Raw genomic sequence first — 15,544 nt, 5'->3', positions numbered from 1 at the left:
GGAACAGCGACGTCGGAAGGTTGCCCCCATGGCGAAGGCCGATGCCGGGAAGGCGGCGCGGACCAGTGTCTGGCTGGAGGGCAAGGCGCACCGGCGTCGCGGCGGCGGGCAGCCCTCCGGACTGGACCGGGACCGCATCATCGAGGCCACCGTGCGGCTGCTGGACGCCGAGGGACTGGACAAGTTCTCCATGCGGCGGCTGGCGTCCGAGCTGAACGTGACGGCGATGTCGGTGTACTGGTACGTCGACACCAAGGACGACCTCCTCGAACTCGCCCTGGACGCGGCCTTCGGCGAGATGGAGCTGCCCGACCCGGACGCCGCGGGCGAGGACTGGCGCGGGCAGCTGCGCACGCTGGCCACCAGATACCGCACGCTGCTGGTCCGCCACCCCTGGCTGTCCCCGCTGGCCGGGCGGTACCTGAACATCGGGCCGAACTCCCTGGCGTTCTCCCGGACGGTCCAGCAGGTCGTCCGCGGCACCGGACTCGCCGCCCACCGCATCACCGGCGCGATCTCGGCCGTCTTCCAGTTCGTGTACGGCTACGGCACGATCGAGAGCCACTTCCTCGGCCGGGCGGCGGACACCGGCATGAGCGCGGACGAGTACTTCCACAACGCCATGGCATCGGTGAGCCGGGCGCCGGAGGCGGCCGAGATGGTGGAGCAGTCGAAGGACATCATGGCGGCCCGGGGCGGCGACACGGTCGCGGAGATGCTGGACCGCGACTTCACCTTCGCCCTGGACCTGTTGGTCGCGGGCATCGAGGCGATGGTGGACCGAGACTGAGGGCCGCGACTGAGGGCTCCGCCCCCGCTACTGCTCCGGCGCCAGTCGTGCCGGGAAGCCTCCGGTGGCGACCGGTCCCCACTTCTGCGGAGTGACCCGGATGATCGACTTGCCCTGCTTGACCATCGCCGCCTTGTACTCGTCCCAGTCCGGGTGCTCGCCGGAGATGTTGCGGAAGTACTCCACCAGCGGCTCGACGGAGTCCGGCGAGTCGATGACCTCGGCGGTGCCGTCGATCTGGACCCAGGGTCCGTTCCATTCGTCGCTGAGCACGATCAGGCTCACCCGCTCGTCCCGCTTGGCGTTGCGCGTCTTGGCCCGCTCCGGGTACGTGGAGACGACGATCCGGCCCGAGTCGTCGACGCCGCAGGTCAGCGGCGACCCCTGGGGGCTGCCGTCGGCCCGCCTGGTCAGCAGGATCGCGCGGTGCCGGGGACGTACGAAGTCCAGCAGCTCGTCGAGGGTGACGGAGGTGTTGGTCGCGATGTTCGGTACCATGCCGTCAGCGTAGGCGCAGCGGGGGCCGGGAGCCTGACCCTGTCGGTCCTACGCCTGCGGCAGCGACGCGCCCTGGACGGCCTGCACGTCCAGCTCCACCTTCAGGGTGGTGCCGATGGCCGCGATGCCGGCCTGGAGGATCTGGTTGTAGTTCATGGCGAAGTCCTCGCGGTCGAGGTCGGCGGTGGCGCGGAAGGCCGCGCGGGTGCCGCCCCACGGGTCGGCGCCGGTGCCGAGGTAGGCGAGGTCGAGGTCGACGGGGCGGACGATCCCGCGCAGGGTGAGGTCGCCGTGGACCGTCCAGCGGTCGGGACCGGCGGCCGTCAGCCCGGTCGAGCGGTAGGTGATCTCCGGGTACGTCTCCACGTCCAGGAAGTCGGCGGAGCGCAGGTGGGTGTCGCGCATGCTGTTGCCGGTGTCGATGGAGGCGGCCCGGATCACGGCCTCCACGCGGGACTCGGTGACGTCGTGCGGGGCGATCTCCACCCGCGCCGAGAAGTCGGTGAACCGGCCGCGCACGCTGGAGATCCCCAGGTGCTGGGCGACCGCGCCGACCGCGGAGTGCGCCGGGTCGACGGTCCACGGGCCGGGCGGCGGCAGTTCGGCCCCGCCCTGCCGGGCGAGCGTCACCGTGCCCACCTCGGCCCGTCCGCTCGCCGTGACGAGGGCGCTGGAGGCGACGGGCGCGTACCCGACCGCGGTCACGATCACCGTGTACGCCCCGGGGGCCAGCGCCGTCGTGTCCCGTACGACGCCCTCGGGGTCGGCCTCGGCGCGCAGCACCTGCGTGCCCGCCATGTCGGTCACCGTGACGATCGCGTGCGACACGGCCCATCCGTCCCTGGTGCGGATCCTGGCGGTCAGTCCCATCTCGGGCAACTCCTCCTGAAGGAACGGCCCGTGGCGGGGGATCGCCCCGCCACGGGCCGTGTGTCCTGCTCGTTCCGGTCGTTCTGGTCGGTCCCGAAGGGGGACGGACCCGTTACTCGCCCGGGTGGGCGAGCTCGATGTCGTGGTCGTCGACGCCCGGGCCGCTCAAGGTGAGCGAGGTGGCCGCCGGCGGGTAACCGGTCGCGATGACCGTGTACTCGCCGCCGTCGAGGTCGGTGAAGGCGTACGCACCGTCGTCGCCGGTGGTGGCCGTGCCGGCCACGTTGCCCGCCGCGTCGACGAGGGTGACGCGCGCGTCCGCCAGCGGACCGTGCGGCGCCCGCACGACGCCCCGGAGCCGTGCCCCGGCGTCGAGGACGACCTCCGTACGGGTCACCCCGGTGACGCCGATCTCGACGGGCAGGGCGCGCGGCCGGAATCCGGCGGCGTTCACCGCGACGGTCACGGCGCCCGGCACCAGCTCGGCGAAGGAGAAGTCGCCCTGCTCACCGGTGGTGCCGGTGGCCAGCAGGTCCCCGCGCACGTCGGTCACGATCACCATCGCCGACTCGACCGGCTCCCCGGTCACCGCGGCCCGCACGACACCGCGCAGTCCGCTGGTGCCGCTGAGCACGATGTCGTACGCGACCGGGTCGCCGTTCACGACGACGGTGGACGCCTGCGGCTGGAACCCGTCGGCGGAGGCGATCAGGACGTACGAGCCCGCGCCCGGCGCGTCCAGCGCGTAGGAGCCGTCGGCCTGGGCGACCGACCTGCCGAGCTGCCGGCCCGCGAGGGAGATCAGCGTGACGGCGGCCCGGGGGACGGGCGTGTTCTCCGCGCCGCGGACGTGACCGTGGACGGGGATGGTCGCACCGGTGCCGGCGGTGTCCTCGGCAGCGCCGGCGACGGCCGGGATCGGCTCGGTGGCGTTCGCCGTGCCGTCGCTCTCGCCGTCGGCGACGGCCCAGCTCGGGACCTTCTCCTCGGCGACGGACCCGGCCGGGGTCTCGACGGCGGTGTCGGTCTGCGCGGTGTCGGTCTGCGCGGGGGCGGTCTCCTCCGTGGCTCCGGCAGCCGCCTGCGCCAGCGCGCCCTTGGTCCGCAGCGGGACCTCCTTGATGAACAGCGTGATGAGGAAGGCGAGCAGCGCCAGCACGGACGCGATCAGGAAGACGTCGGCGATGCCGTGGCCGTACGCGCTCTCCATCACCGTGCGCAGCGGCGCGGGCAGCTTGTCCATGTCCGGGATCTCGCCGGTGGAGCCGGCGCCGGAGGCGAGGGAGGCGTACCGGGGGCCGAGGTCGGCGATGCCGTCCTGGGCGTAGTCGGTGATCCGGTGGGCCATGACGGCGCCCAGCGCGGAGACGCCCATCGCACCGCCGAGGGAGCGGAAGAAGGTGACGGTGGAGCTGGCGGCGCCGAGGTCGCCCGGGTCGACCTGGTTCTGCGTGGACAGCACCAGGTTCTGCATCATCATGCCGATGCCCAGACCCAGCAGCGCCATGAAGACGGCGGTCTTCCAGTAGTCGGTGTCGTAGCGGATCGTGCCCAGCAGACCGAGGCCGGCCGTGATGAGGACGCCGCCGCCGACCAGCCAGGCCTTCCACTTGCCGGTGCGGGTGATGAGCTGGCCGGAGACCGTCGAGGAGACGAACAGGCCGCCGATCATGGGGATGGTCAGCACGCCGGACATGGTGGGGGACTCGTCCCGGGCCAGCTGGAAGTACTGGGCGAAGAACACCGTGCCGGAGAACATCGCGACGCCCACGAACAGGGAGGCGATCGACGACAGGGTGATGGTGCGGTTGCGGAAGAGGCGCAGCGGGATGATCGGCTCGCTGGCCTTGGACTCCACGAGCAGGAAGACCAGCGCCAGCACGACCGCGCCCGCGACCATCGCGTATGTCTGCCAGGACAGCCAGTCGTACTTGTCGCCCGCGAAGGTGATCCAGACGAGCAGCAGCGAGACGGCCGCCGAGATGAAGAACGCGCCGGCCCAGTCGACCTTGACGTCCCGCTTCACGACCGGCAGGTGCAGGGTCTTCTGCAGCACGATCAGGGCGATGACGGCGAAGGGCACGCCGACGTAGAAGCACCAGCGCCAGCCGAGCCAGCTGGTGTCGGTGATGACGCCGCCGAGCAGCGGGCCGCCGACGGTCGCGACCGCGAACGTCGCGCCGAGGTAGCCGGAGTAGCGCCCGCGCTCACGCGGGGAGATCATCGCGGCCATCACGATCTGCGCGAGGGCGGACAGGCCGCCGACGCCGACGCCCTGCACCACGCGGCAGGCGATCAGCATGCCGGAGTTCTGCGAGAGACCGGCGGCCATCGAGCCGAGCACATAGATGACCAGCGCTATCTGGACGAGCGCCTTCTTGTTGTACAGGTCGGCGAGCTTGCCCCACAGGGGGGTCGCCGCGGTCATCGCCAGCAGTGTGGCGGTGACGACCCAGGTGTAGGCGGACTGGCCGCCGCCGAGGTCGCCGATGATCTCCGGGAGGGCGTTGGAGACGATCGTGGACGACAGGATCGCCACGAACATCCCGAGCAGCAGGCCCGAGAGGGCCTCCATGATCTGCCGGTGCGTCATCGGGGCGTCGTCGCCGTGCCCTCCGGCGTGCTTCGCGTGCGCCCGCACACCGGCTGGTGTGGTCGTTGCCATGGGCTTCCTTCTCTTACGTCGCTTGTGCGGGTGTACGGGTGGTCGGTTCGCTCCCGGGAACGGGAGGGGGCGAGGGAGGTGCGGGCGGCGGCCGGTGCGCTGTCGTACGGCAGTCGCCGAAGCTGGCGCGCAGGCGGGTCATCAGCAGGATCAGCTGGCCCACCTCGTCCTCGGTCCAGTCGCTCAGCCGCTCCGCCAGGAGGTCGGTGCTGCGGCGGGACAGTTCGAGGAGCATCGCGGTGCCCTCGGGGGTCAGGCGCAGGATGCGGGAGCGCTTGTCGGCGGGGTCGGGGGAGCGTTCGATCCAGCCCCGCTCGGCGAGGTGCGCGGCGTGCCTGCTGGTCACCGACATGTCGACGGCGAGCAGCTCGGCGAGCGCGCTCATCCGGAGGTCGCCGTGGCGTCCGAGCAGCGTCAGCACCGCCGCGGAACCCGCGGAGCAGTCGGCGGGCAGGATCCGCCCGAGGTCCCGCTTCACGGCGCCCACGCCGCTGAGCTGGCGTGCGAGTTCCGCATACTGCGCGTACTGCGCCTGCTCGGCCATCACACCTCCCGTGTTTGTTGCTTAGGGCAACCATAGGAGCGCTTGGTTGCTACAGGCAAATAAATAGGTGGCCAGGGCCGCAAAAACTTGGCAAAGGCAAGTATTGCGGCAGTAAACGCGCAGGTGGGCGGCTCGGAGCCGGGCCGGGTCCCGTGGGGAGACTGCACAGGGGTCCGAGCGAGGACCCCTGGAAGGGGCCCCACTTGGGGCGGCACCGGCGTTTTCGCTAGGGTCTCGGGGCATGGCTAACACCCAGGGCCCCCAGGGCAACCACGACCCCGCCGGCAGCACCCAGATGTTCCGCGCGTTCGTCGACGAGGGCGCACCCCAGTCCTCCCGCCAGGCCCCCGCTCCGGCCGGCCCCCGCATCGGTCTGATCGTGGGCGTAGTGGTGGCGGTGGCAATCGTCGCGGCAGTCGCCTGGCTGGCACTCAAGTAGCCCCCGCGGCAAGGAACTTCCCCCTCGCAGACATAGCACCGCCGGCCGAACGCACCCACCCGCCGTCCGGCGGGCCGGGCATCCCTGCCCGCTGCCGTCGCGCACGTATCCCTGCGGGCATCGCACGCCGGTGAGGCGCACCCGCCCACCCGGCGGGCCGGGCCTTTCCCCGCCCGCTGCGGCACCGCACTTCACCCTCGCGGGCATCGCACGGTCGGCCGGGCGCGCCCGCCTGCCTCTCCGGCGGGCCTAGGTGTCCCCCGTCCGGTGCCGCCCCACATGCAACGACGGCAGTCGGCGCGCCCTCTAGGCACCCTGGCGGGCAGGTCATGCCACCCGGCCGACGCGTTCCTCACGCCGCCGGGGGTGTCTTCCCCGCCTGCTGCCGCACGGCACTTCGCCCTCACAGGTGTCGCACCGCCGGTCGGGCCCACCTGCCTGCCGTCCGGTGGGCGGGCCCTTTCCCGCCCGCTGCCGTAACGCACCTCCCCCTGCAGGCAGCGCACCGCCTGCAGGACCCACCCGCTTGCCCGCCCGACGGCCGCACGACGACGGCCGCACGACGACGGCCGCACGACGCGCCCTCAAGGCACCCCGGCGGCCACGTCATATCACCCGGCCGACGACTTCCTCCCGCCGCCGGGGCCTTCTTCGCCCGCTGCGGCACCGCACTTCACCCTCGCGTGCATCGCACCGCCGGTCAGGCGCACCCGCCTGCCCACCCGGCGGGCCGGGTATCCCCCGCCGCTACCGCCCCGCGCACGACGACGGCCGCCGACGCGTCCTCAAGGGCGCCCCGGCGGCCATGTCGTGGCATACGGACGGCGCGTTGCTCACGCCGCCCTGATCATCGCGCCTCCGCGGTCTGAGCCGTCGGACAGGCGTCAGTCGGAGATCAGGCCCTCGCGCAGCTGGGAGAGCGTGCGGGTCAGGAGGCGGGAGACGTGCATCTGGGAGATGCCGACCTCCTCGCCGATCTGCGACTGCGTCATGTTCGCGAAGAAGCGCAGCATGATGATGCGGCGCTCGCGCGGCGGCAGCTTGGCCAGCAGCGGCTTCAGCGACTCGCGGTACTCGACGCCCTCCAGGGCCGTGTCCTCGTAGCCGAGGCGGTCGGCCAGGGAGCCCTCGCCGCCGTCGTCCTCGGGGGCCGGGGAGTCCAGCGAGGAGGCCGTGTACGCGTTGCCGACCGCGAGGCCGTCGACGACGTCCTCCTCGGACACGCCCAGCACGGCGGCGAGTTCGGCGACCGTGGGCGACCGGTCCAGCTTCTGGGAGAGCTCGTCGCTGGCCTTGGTGAGGGCCAGGCGCAGCTCCTGGAGCCGGCGCGGCACGCGCACCGACCACGAGGTGTCCCGGAAGAAGCGCTTGATCTCACCGACGACCGTCGGCATCGCGAACGTCGGGAACTCCACGCCGCGTTCGCAGTCGAAGCGGTCGATCGCCTTGATCAGGCCGATGGTGCCGACCTGGACGATGTCCTCCATCGGCTCGTTGCGGGAGCGGAACCGGGCCGCCGCGTAACGCACGAGCGGGAGGTTGAGCTCGATGAGGGTGTCCCGGACGTAGGCGCGCTCGGGGCTGTTCTCGTCCAGGGCGGCGAGCCGCAGGAACAGGGAGCGGGACAGGGTGCGGGTGTCGAGGGCCCCGGTGGCCGGGAGGGCCGGGGCGGGCGCGGCCTCGAGGGCCGTGACGTCGTCGAGCACGTCGGGCTCGACCGGCGTGACGGGCTCGGCGGGCGCGGTTTCGCTCGGCGTGAGCGTGAGCACCTTCGAGCTGCCCTGGTCTGCGGACATGCCACCCCCTTTGGGTCGCGGGACGGTCGCGGCTGACGCTCCCGGAGAGGAAGGTCGGCCTTCACCTGAATACCGGAGCCGAAGCCCCGGCAAACGCTCTTCCCGCAGAATGTCACATGTCGGCAACACGCTGTAGTGACATGTCGACATCTGAGTGACGAAACAGCCCTGGAAACAGGGGGTATGACGGGGTATCAGCGCAAATCTGTCGGGATCCGTCCTGGTGAGCGATTCGCTCGGGACGGTGACCGATCGATCCTTTGTCCGGTCGGGTGTCGGTCCGTCAGTCTTCTGTCCGTCAGACGCCGATTCACTCCGTCGGTAGCCAGGTCAGGCGCCCGTCCGGTCAGGCGTCGATCCGGTTCGCGGAGCGCAGCCGCTGGAAGCTGCGCGCCAGCAGCCGGGACACGTGCATCTGGGAGACCCCGAGCTCCGCGCTGATCTGGGACTGGGTCAGATTGCTGTAGTAGCGCAGCAGCAGGATGCGCTGCTCCCGCTCCGGGAGCTGGACGAGGAGGTGGCGGACCAGGTCGCGGTGCTCCACCCCGTCCAGCGCGGGATCCTCGTAGCCGAGGCGGTCCAGCAGTCCGGGCAGTCCGTCGCCCTCCTGCGCGGCCTCCAGGGAGGTGGCGTGGTACGAGCGCCCGGCCTCGATGCAGGACAGCACCTCGTCCTCGCCGATCCGCAGCCGCTCGGCGATCTCGGCGGTGGTCGGCGTGCGGCCGAAGCAGGTGGTCAGGTCCTCCGTGGCACTGTTGACCTGCACCCACAACTCGTGCAGCCGGCGCGGGACGTGGACGGTGCGCACGTTGTCGCGGAAGTACCGCTTGATCTCCCCGACGACCGTCGGCATCGCGAAGGTCGGGAACTGCACCCCGCGGTCGGGATCGAAGCGGTCGATGGCGTTGATCAGGCCGATGGTGCCGACCTGGACGACGTCCTCCATCGGCTCGTTGCGGGAGCGGAACCGGGCCGCCGCGTAACGCACGAGCGGGAGGTTCGCCTCGATGAGCGCCCCGCGCACGCGGTTGTGCTCCGGTGAGCCGGGGGAGAGCTCCTTCAGCTGGCCGAAGAGCACCTGGGTGAGCGCCCGGGTGTCGGCGCCCCGGCGTTTCTCCGGTACGGGAGCCGGGTCGGCGCCCGGATCGGGGGCGGCGGGGTCGGGGGCCGGAGCGGCGGATGCCTCCACCTGGGGCGGCGCAGTACTGGCCGACACGGTCAACGCCACCTCTTCATCGGTCAATCATCCGTCAAAAGCGGTCATAGCATCACAAGACATGTGCACTGTGTGCAAGCACCCCATAACGCCGTGTTGAGGGACAAGTTGAGGGGTGACCCGGCCGCCCGGCGTACGTGAAAGCCCCCCGCCGTTCCGGCGGAGGGCTTCCCTGGGTCCTGCGGCCCGGTCGCGGGCGCGCGGCTCAGAACTCGTAGTCGGCGACCACCCAAGTGGCGAACTCCCGCCACAGGGCGACGCCCGCCTGGTGGGCCGGGTGCTCGAGGTACCGCTTCAGGGCGTCCGCGTCCTCCACCGCCGAGTTGATGGCGAAGTCGTAGGCGACGGGGCGCTCGCTGACGTTCCAGCCCAGTTCCCAGAAGCGAAGCTCCTCGATCTGGCCGCCCAGGGCCCGGAAGGCGGCCTCGCCCGCCACCACGCGGGGGTCGTCGCGCCGGACGCCGTCGTGGAGCTTGAAGAGGACCAGGTGGCGGATCATGGGCACTCCCGATGCGTGCTACTTCGCCCCGTCGGCGAGCCAGGTGAAGAAGTCGCCGATGGCCTTGGCGGCGTCCGATATGCCCTCGAAGCCTATCTGGACGTAGTCGGCGGCCTTGGCCGGGTCCGTGATGATCACGTACAGCGCGAAGACCACGAGCACGTAGACGGCGATCTTCTTGGCGTTCACCGCCACCGCGGCCTCCCCTGTCACACTGATGGCTAAATGAGCGCACATGATCGCACGAAGGGCCCCGTCTCACGACGGGGCCCTTCTCAAGCGGTAGCGGAGGGATTTGAACCCTCGGTGACTTGCGCCACACTCGCTTTCGAGGCGAGCTCCTTCGGCCGCTCGGACACGCTACCGAGGGAGACCTTACAGCACGCCGGGGCGTGCTCCGAAATCGATATCCGCAGCCGGGGCCCGCTGAGGTCAGCGGGTGCGGAAGAACTCCGTGAGGAGGCCCGCGCACTCGTCGGCGAGGACGCCTTCGATCACCTCGGGCCGGTGGTTGAGCCGCCGGTCGCGGACGACGTCCCAGAGGGAGCCGGCCGCGCCCGCCTTGTCGTCGCGGGCGCCGTAGACGACACGGTCCACGCGGGACTGCACGAGCGCGCCCGCGCACATCGTGCAGGGTTCCAGCGTCACGACGAGCGTGCAGCCGGTCAGCCGCCACTCGCCCGTCTCGGCGGCCGCCCGCCGCAGGGCGAGGACCTCCGCGTGCGCCGTCGGGTCGCCGCCGGCCTCGCGTTCGTTGTGACCGGCCGCGAGGACGGTGACGCCGTCGGGGGCCAGCACCACGGCGCCGACCGGGACGTCCCCGCCCCGGGCGGCCAGCGCGGCCTCCGTCAGGGCGAGCCGCATGGCGGCCCGCCAGGGATCGCGCACGGGGTCGGGTGCGCTCAGCGGACGGTCTCCAGGACCTCCGAGGCGCCGAGGGCCTCGGCGATCTCGGTGAGCGCGTCCGAGGACAGCGACTTCAGCTCCTTCACGCCGACGCCGAGGTCGTCGAGGATGCCGGGGTCGCCGACCGGGCCGTGCGGCACCGCCTCGCCGGCGGAGCCGTCGTCCTCGTCGGAGTCGTCCTCACCGTCCTCGGTGCCGTCGAGGTCGAGGGCGTCCAGGTCGTCGGCGGCGTCGGAATCCCGGCCGAGCAGTTCGTCGGTGAGCAGGATCTCGCCGTACGAACTGCGGGCCGCGGCGGCGGCGTCGGAGACGTAGATGCGAGGGTCCTCCTCGCCGTCGATGCGGACGACCCCGAACCAGGAGTCCTCCTGCTCGATCAGCACGAGCACCGTGTCCTCGTCGGGAGAGGCTTCCCGGGCCAGGTCGGCCAGATCCGACAGGGTCTCCACATCGTCGAGCTCTGTGTCGCTCGCTTCCCACCCGTCTTCGGTGCGCGCGAGCAGTGCGGCGAAGTACACCGTGACTCTCCCACTGGTCATAGGCGTGCCGGTTGGGGGTCCCCCCGGCGGAGGTTACGGGCGGAGAGAGCTGTGCTCCGAGCCCCGCCCACTCGGAATCGTGGCAGAAACAAGGCGTTCAGGGGACGTCTTCCGCCCCCTGTGTCCGGTCGTTTTGATCGCGGGTCCGTGCGCGTCCGCGCACGTCCGTCCACGAGCAACCCACCGGCGCACTCGTTGCCGTCACGAGCGGATCGTACGCGGGTTTCCCGTGGGCCCACGCACGACCACCCCCTGCGGCGCCCGTGACGCCGGCGATCTTCGCGCCGGGGGCGGACGATCGTCCCTGTACGGGCCACGGGCGGGCGGCCGGCGGGGCTACCAGCGGAACGTGCGCATGCGCATCGCGTGTCGCAGACGGGCGACCTTGGCGCGGCGCGGCTGGACGCGGTCGCGCAGCGCGCGGGCCTCGGCCAGTTCGCGCAGGAACTGGGCGCGCCGCCGACGGCGCTGCGCCTCGGTCAGCGGCGCCGCGTCCGCTTCTCGTGCCTTCTGGTCAGGCAGGTCATGCATTGCTGTTCACCACCCCGGTCCGTCCAGTCCGGTTTCCCCCCGAAGGGCGGTTGATGCGGGCGGACGGCTCACCGCGGTTGCCGTCACGGGGTCGTCACGGGGCTCGCCGGGCGGGCGGGCGGTGGGCGGGCCGGGCCCGGTTACTGTTGTGGACATGCGTCTTCACGTCGTCGACCACCCCCTGGTCGCCCACAAGCTCACCACCCTGCGCGACCGGCGCACCGACTCCGCGACCTTCCGCCGTCTGGCCGACGAGCTGGTCACCCTCCTCGCCTACGAGGCCACGCGTGACGTGCGCACCGAACGGGTCGACATCGTGACGCCGGTCGCCGAGACCACGGGCGTCAAGCTGTCCCACCCGCGTCCGCTGGTGGTGCCGATCCTGCGGGCCGGGCTCGGCATGCTGGACGGCATGGTGCGGCTGCTGCCGACCGCCGAGGTGGGCTTCATGGGCATGATCCGTGACGAGCAGACGCTCCAGGCCTCCACCTACGCCACGCGCATGCCGGAGGACCTGTCGGGCCGCCAGGTGTACGTGCTCGACCCGATGCTGGCCACCGGCGGCACGCTGGTCGCGGCGATCCACGAGCTGATCAAGCGCGGCGCGGACGACGTCACGGCCGTGGTGCTGCTGGCCTCGCCCGAGGGCGTGGCGGTCATGGAGCGCGACCTCGCCGGCACCCCGGTCACGGTGGTCACCGCGGCGGTCGACGACCACCTCAACGACCAGGGCTACATCGTCCCGGGCCTGGGCGACGCGGGCGACCGCCTGTACGGCGCGGCGGAGTAACCCTCCGGGGAGCCACCCCGCCATTGCCGGGCCGAGCTCCAGCGGGCCCCTTGCGGACTCGCGGCTCGGCCCTAGCAGTGCTTCTTCGTGGTCGCCGTCGCCGCGGGGTGAGGGGCCGTCAGGGCGGTCAGGGCCCTGGTGGCTTCCGGCTGGGCGGTGAGGGCCGTGAAGGCGTTGCCGATGATCAGGTCGATCGCCGGGCCCTTGCGGGCGGCGTCGGTGCGGCGCTCGGCCGTGGCGAGCTGGGTGGCGAGGACCGGCAGCGAGGTGTTCAGGGAGGCCGCGGGGCCGAGCAGGACACCGGCCCCGGGGACCTTCTTGTCGTACTCGTTGCTCGCGTTGCCCACCTGGCCGATCTTGAAGCCGCGCTTCTTCAGCTCGTCCGCCGTGGTCTTGGCGAGGCCGCCGCGCGTGGTGGCGTTGAAGACGTTCACGGTGATCTGCGCGGGCGCCGGCAGCACGGCGGGCGACGCGGCGGCCGCGGGGCTCGCCTTGGCCGCCTTGGTGGTGCAGCCGGCTTTGGAGCCCGCCGTCGAGGCCGTGCCTCCGCCGCCCGTGAAGACGTCGATGAGCTGCAGCGTCCCCCAGCCGCCGACGCCCAGCACGGCGCCACAGGCGACGACCACGACGACCAGCCGGCCCCGCCGCCGGGGCGGGCGCATACGCGGGTACTTGTCCCCCGTGATCCGGTACTTGCCGCCCATGCCCGGGGGAGTCAGCATGCTCATGAACGCAGCGTAGTGCGCCGCGGCGGCCATGCCTACTAGATGATCATTCGACTCCCCGCAGGAGAACCCGAAAGGGGCAATCCGCGAAGGCCGGCGCAGCCGCCCGACAGGGAGTCAGCCGCGCCGGCGGAGCCGTCAGTCCAGCTCGAGCACCCGGGCGTGCAGCACCTGACGCTGTTGCAGGGCCGCCCGCACGGCGCGGTGGAGGCCGTCCTCCAGGTACAGGTCGCCCTGCCACTTCACGACGTGCGCGAAGAGGTCGCCGTAGAACGTGGAGTCCTCGGCGAGCAGGGTTTCCAGGTCGAGCTGCTGCTTGGTGGTCACCAGCTGATCGAGGCGGACCGGGCGCGGCGCGACGTCCGCCCACTGCCGGGTGCTTTCCCGGCCGTGGTCGGGGTACGGCCGGCCGTTTCCGATGCGCTTGAAGATCACACGGAAAGCCTACCGGCCCAGACCTTCCGGGCGCAGCCATGGCGGGCGAGTGCGACGCTGGAAAAAACAAGCTGAACGGGGGCGAAACGGGAGCGAGGGGCCGTCGATGAGTGCCAGCGAGATCGCTGCCGGGTACGCCTTCACCGGTCCCGCCCTCGACCTGGGCGCCCTCCTGTGGGACGGGGCCTGCCTGCCGGACGCCCCGATCCGCGTCCCCCTCGCCGTGCTGAACCGGCACGGCCTCGTCGCCGGCGCCACCGGCACCGGCAAGACCAAGACGCTCCAGCTCATCGCCGAGCAGCTCTCGGCGCAGGGCGTGCCGGTCTTCCTCGCGGACGTCAAAGGCGACCTGTCCGGCGTCGCGGCGCCGGGCGCGCCGAATCCCAAGGTGGCCTCCCGCTCCGCCGAGGTCGGTCAGCGGTGGGCGCCGGCCGGCTTCCCCGCCGAGTTCTACGCCCTCGGCGGTCTCGGCCACGGCATCCCCGTCCGGGCCACCGTCACCAGCTTCGGGCCGGTGCTGCTCGCCAAGGTGCTCCAGCTCAACCGCACCCAGGAGCAGTCGCTCGGCCTGATCTTCCACTACGCCGACCGCAAGGGCCTGGAGCTGGTCGACCTCAAGGACCTGCGGGCCGTCGTCGCCTTCCTCGCCTCCGACGAGGGCAGGAGCGAGCTGAAGGACGTCGGCGGGGTGTCCCCGGCCACCGCCGGGGTGATCCTGCGGACCCTCACCGTGTTCGAGGCGCAGGGCGCGGCCGACTTCTTCGGCGAACCGGAGTTCGACACGGGCGAGTTGCTGCGCACCGCGGACGACGGGCGCGGGATCGTCTCCGTGCTGGAACTTCCCGCCGTGCAGGACCGGCCCCAGCTCTTCTCCACCTTCCTGATGTGGCTCCTGGCCGACCTCTTCCACGATCTGCCGGAAGTCGGCGACGTCGACCGGCCCAAGCTCGTCTTCTTCTTCGACGAGGCGCACCTCCTCTTCGACGGCGCCTCCCGCGCGTTCCTGGAGGCCCTCACGCGGACCGTCCGGCTCATTCGCTCGAAAGGAGTCGGCGTGTTCTTCGTCACACAGACCCCGAAGGACGTGCCCGCGGACGTCCTGGCCCAGCTCGGCAACCGCGTCCAGCACGCCCTGCGCGCCTTCACCCCGGACGACCAGAAGGCCCTGCGGGCCACGGTGAAGACGTTCCCGGACTCCGCCTACGACCTGGAGGAGCTGCTGACCGGTCTGGGCACCGGCGAGGCGGTGGTCACCGTCCTCGACGAGAACGGCGCCCCCACCCCGGTCGCGGCGACCAGGCTGCGCGCCCCGGCGTCCCTGATGGGCCCGGTCGACGCGGCGGCCCTGGACGCAGCGGTGCGCGCCTCGGCGCTGTTCGAGCGGTATGCACAGGCTGTGGACAGAGAGTCGGCCTACGAGCGGCTGGCGGCGGCGCGGGGTCCGGCCGAGGCGCCCGGCAGGCCGGGCCGGCCCTCCGGCGGTCCGATGGCCGAGAGCCGGAGGCCCGCCGGACGCGCCGACCACGCCGGACATGCCGAGCCCGAGCCTTCCCTCGCTGAACAGGTCGTCCACAGCGGTGTGTTCAAGTCCCTGGCGCGTTCCGTGGGCACGCAGATCGGCCGGGAGATCACCCGTTCGCTCTTCGGCACCGCGAGACGGAGGCGGTGACCCCGCCTCCGTCCCGTCCCCGGGTCAGCGGCCCCGGCCGCTCCGGTGGTCCTCCGGGACCTGCCGCGACTCCTCCCGGTCCTTGATCGTCGACCTGGACTTCGGCGCACTGCGGGCCGCCTCCGCGCGCAGCAGGGCGCGCAGAACGGCATAAGGGTCTGTAGGCATGGCTGGGTCCTGTGTTCCTCGTTCGTACCTGGTGCTGACGGGCTTTCCGCGGGAGCGGTCCCGGTCAGCAGCGCAGGACGACGCTGCGCAGGACGTCCGGCACGTCCAGGGCGTACGGCGGGCAGGCCCGGGGAGGCAGGAGGCGGCCCGGGGGAGCGGCGGGCGGCCGGGCCGGGCGGGACGAGGGCCGGGCGGGCGCGACGGCGCGGTGGGCGCCGCCCGCCGGGGGACGCGGGGCGGCGTCGAAGCCGTCGTGCTCGGCGCTCTCGACGACCGCGGCGGGGAGCGCCGGGACGGCGGCGGCCTCGGCGGCCGCGCCCGGCACGAGGACGGCGAGCAGCAGCACGAGGACCCGCAGCCAGCGGCGGCTGCCCGGAAGGCGTCGTGCGGTGCTCATGGGAGGTGCTCTGCCCACGACACACCGGCCGCCCAGCACGCGGAACCCGGGAACCGCCCGTTCGGAG

At 72.1% G+C, this 15,544-nt stretch carries 19 protein-coding genes and 1 tRNA gene; 4 read left to right on the top strand and 16 right to left on the bottom strand.

Annotation, left to right across the window (positions count from 1 at the left end; genetic code table 11):
* The first annotated feature begins 28 nt into the window (after nt 1–28).
* On the top strand, nt 29–790 hold the full coding sequence (locus ACFYXA_RS24675; protein WP_389036383.1) for a TetR/AcrR family transcriptional regulator: 762 nt from the start codon (nt 29–31) through the stop codon (nt 788–790).
* 27 nt (nt 791–817) lie between these two features.
* On the opposite strand, the gene ACFYXA_RS24670 is transcribed toward ACFYXA_RS24675, so the two are convergent.
* The 4 genes from ACFYXA_RS24670 to ACFYXA_RS24655 form a co-directional block, all read right to left on the bottom strand.
* Nucleotides 818–1,288 (bottom strand): PPOX class F420-dependent oxidoreductase, encoded by a 471-nt coding sequence (locus ACFYXA_RS24670; protein WP_389036380.1) that lies wholly within the window; start codon nt 1,286–1,288, stop codon nt 818–820.
* 48 nt (nt 1,289–1,336) lie between these two features.
* Nucleotides 1,337–2,158 (bottom strand): YceI family protein, encoded by an 822-nt coding sequence (locus tag ACFYXA_RS24665; RefSeq protein WP_389036377.1) that lies wholly within the window; start codon nt 2,156–2,158, stop codon nt 1,337–1,339.
* Between the two features lie 112 nt (nt 2,159–2,270).
* The gene (locus ACFYXA_RS24660; RefSeq protein ID WP_389036374.1) at nt 2,271–4,823 is read right to left on the bottom strand and encodes an MFS transporter; all 2,553 of its coding nucleotides are present in this window, start codon (nt 4,821–4,823) and stop codon (nt 2,271–2,273) included.
* 13 nt (nt 4,824–4,836) lie between these two features.
* Nucleotides 4,837–5,367, bottom strand: a complete 531-nt coding sequence (locus ACFYXA_RS24655) for a MarR family transcriptional regulator (RefSeq protein WP_352252216.1) — start codon at nt 5,365–5,367, stop codon at nt 4,837–4,839.
* 241 nt (nt 5,368–5,608) lie between these two features.
* On the opposite strand from ACFYXA_RS24655, the gene ACFYXA_RS24650 reads away from it, so the two are divergent.
* Nucleotides 5,609–5,806, top strand: a complete 198-nt coding sequence (locus tag ACFYXA_RS24650; RefSeq protein WP_130439352.1) for a hypothetical protein — start codon at nt 5,609–5,611, stop codon at nt 5,804–5,806.
* 884 nt (nt 5,807–6,690) lie between these two features.
* On the opposite strand, the gene ACFYXA_RS24645 is transcribed toward ACFYXA_RS24650, so the two are convergent.
* The 8 genes from ACFYXA_RS24645 to ACFYXA_RS24610 all read right to left on the bottom strand — a co-directional run bounded on the left by ACFYXA_RS24645 (nt 6,691) and on the right by ACFYXA_RS24610 (nt 11,293).
* Nucleotides 6,691–7,602 (bottom strand): RNA polymerase sigma factor SigF, encoded by a 912-nt coding sequence (locus tag ACFYXA_RS24645; protein ID WP_352252218.1) that lies wholly within the window; start codon nt 7,600–7,602, stop codon nt 6,691–6,693.
* Nucleotides 7,603–7,948: 346 nt separating this feature from the next.
* Entirely contained in the window at nt 7,949–8,824 is an 876-nt protein-coding gene (locus tag ACFYXA_RS24640; protein ID WP_130439605.1) for an RNA polymerase sigma factor SigF, read from the bottom strand.
* 199 nt (nt 8,825–9,023) lie between these two features.
* Nucleotides 9,024–9,317, bottom strand: coding sequence for a Dabb family protein (locus ACFYXA_RS24635; protein ID WP_130439356.1), 294 nt, complete (start codon nt 9,315–9,317; stop codon nt 9,024–9,026).
* A gap of 18 nt (nt 9,318–9,335) precedes the next feature.
* Nucleotides 9,336–9,512 (bottom strand): hypothetical protein, encoded by a 177-nt coding sequence (locus ACFYXA_RS24630; protein WP_351338634.1) that lies wholly within the window; start codon nt 9,510–9,512, stop codon nt 9,336–9,338.
* A gap of 85 nt (nt 9,513–9,597) precedes the next feature.
* Nucleotides 9,598–9,682, bottom strand: a tRNA-Ser gene (locus ACFYXA_RS24625).
* A gap of 67 nt (nt 9,683–9,749) precedes the next feature.
* Nucleotides 9,750–10,181 carry a tRNA adenosine(34) deaminase TadA gene (tadA, locus tag ACFYXA_RS24620; RefSeq protein ID WP_130439382.1) on the bottom strand — a complete coding sequence of 144 codons (432 nt, stop codon included), beginning with the start codon at nt 10,179–10,181 and terminating at the stop codon, nt 9,750–9,752.
* Between the two features lie 38 nt (nt 10,182–10,219).
* The gene (locus tag ACFYXA_RS24615) at nt 10,220–10,741 is read right to left on the bottom strand and encodes a hypothetical protein (protein ID WP_130439611.1); all 522 of its coding nucleotides are present in this window, start codon (nt 10,739–10,741) and stop codon (nt 10,220–10,222) included.
* A gap of 357 nt (nt 10,742–11,098) precedes the next feature.
* Nucleotides 11,099–11,293 carry a hypothetical protein gene (locus ACFYXA_RS24610; RefSeq protein WP_130439384.1) on the bottom strand — a complete coding sequence of 65 codons (195 nt, stop codon included), beginning with the start codon at nt 11,291–11,293 and terminating at the stop codon, nt 11,099–11,101.
* 154 nt (nt 11,294–11,447) lie between these two features.
* Between ACFYXA_RS24610 and upp the strand changes: the two genes are divergently transcribed.
* Nucleotides 11,448–12,083, top strand: coding sequence for a uracil phosphoribosyltransferase (gene upp / locus ACFYXA_RS24605; protein ID WP_352252222.1), 636 nt, complete (start codon nt 11,448–11,450; stop codon nt 12,081–12,083).
* 71 nt (nt 12,084–12,154) lie between these two features.
* Here the strand turns inward: upp and ACFYXA_RS24600 are convergent, their stop codons facing one another.
* Together ACFYXA_RS24600 and ACFYXA_RS24595 are read right to left on the bottom strand one after the other, a co-directional pair.
* Entirely contained in the window at nt 12,155–12,787 is a 633-nt protein-coding gene (locus tag ACFYXA_RS24600) for a LytR C-terminal domain-containing protein (RefSeq protein WP_352252242.1), read from the bottom strand.
* A gap of 159 nt (nt 12,788–12,946) precedes the next feature.
* Complete coding sequence (locus ACFYXA_RS24595) at nt 12,947–13,243, bottom strand: type II toxin-antitoxin system VapB family antitoxin (protein ID WP_004943146.1); 297 nt, start codon at nt 13,241–13,243, stop codon at nt 12,947–12,949.
* A 106-nt stretch (nt 13,244–13,349) separates the two neighbouring features.
* On the opposite strand from ACFYXA_RS24595, the gene ACFYXA_RS24590 reads away from it, so the two are divergent.
* Nucleotides 13,350–14,912 (top strand): helicase HerA-like domain-containing protein, encoded by a 1,563-nt coding sequence (locus ACFYXA_RS24590; protein ID WP_389036367.1) that lies wholly within the window; start codon nt 13,350–13,352, stop codon nt 14,910–14,912.
* Between the two features lie 24 nt (nt 14,913–14,936).
* Here ACFYXA_RS24590 and ACFYXA_RS24585 read toward each other — a convergent pair whose 3' ends face one another.
* Both ACFYXA_RS24585 and ACFYXA_RS24580 read right to left on the bottom strand, forming a co-directional pair.
* Entirely contained in the window at nt 14,937–15,080 is a 144-nt protein-coding gene (locus ACFYXA_RS24585) for a hypothetical protein (RefSeq protein ID WP_352252227.1), read from the bottom strand.
* Between the two features lie 64 nt (nt 15,081–15,144).
* Nucleotides 15,145–15,477 (bottom strand): hypothetical protein, encoded by a 333-nt coding sequence (locus ACFYXA_RS24580; RefSeq protein ID WP_389036364.1) that lies wholly within the window; start codon nt 15,475–15,477, stop codon nt 15,145–15,147.
* Nucleotides 15,478–15,544 lie beyond the last annotated feature (67 nt).

Source organism: Streptomyces sp. NPDC002566 (assembly GCF_042889585.1).
Taxonomy (GTDB): Bacteria; Actinomycetota; Actinomycetes; order Streptomycetales; family Streptomycetaceae; genus Streptomyces.
This window is presented reverse-complemented; position numbering and strand designations above follow the sequence as displayed.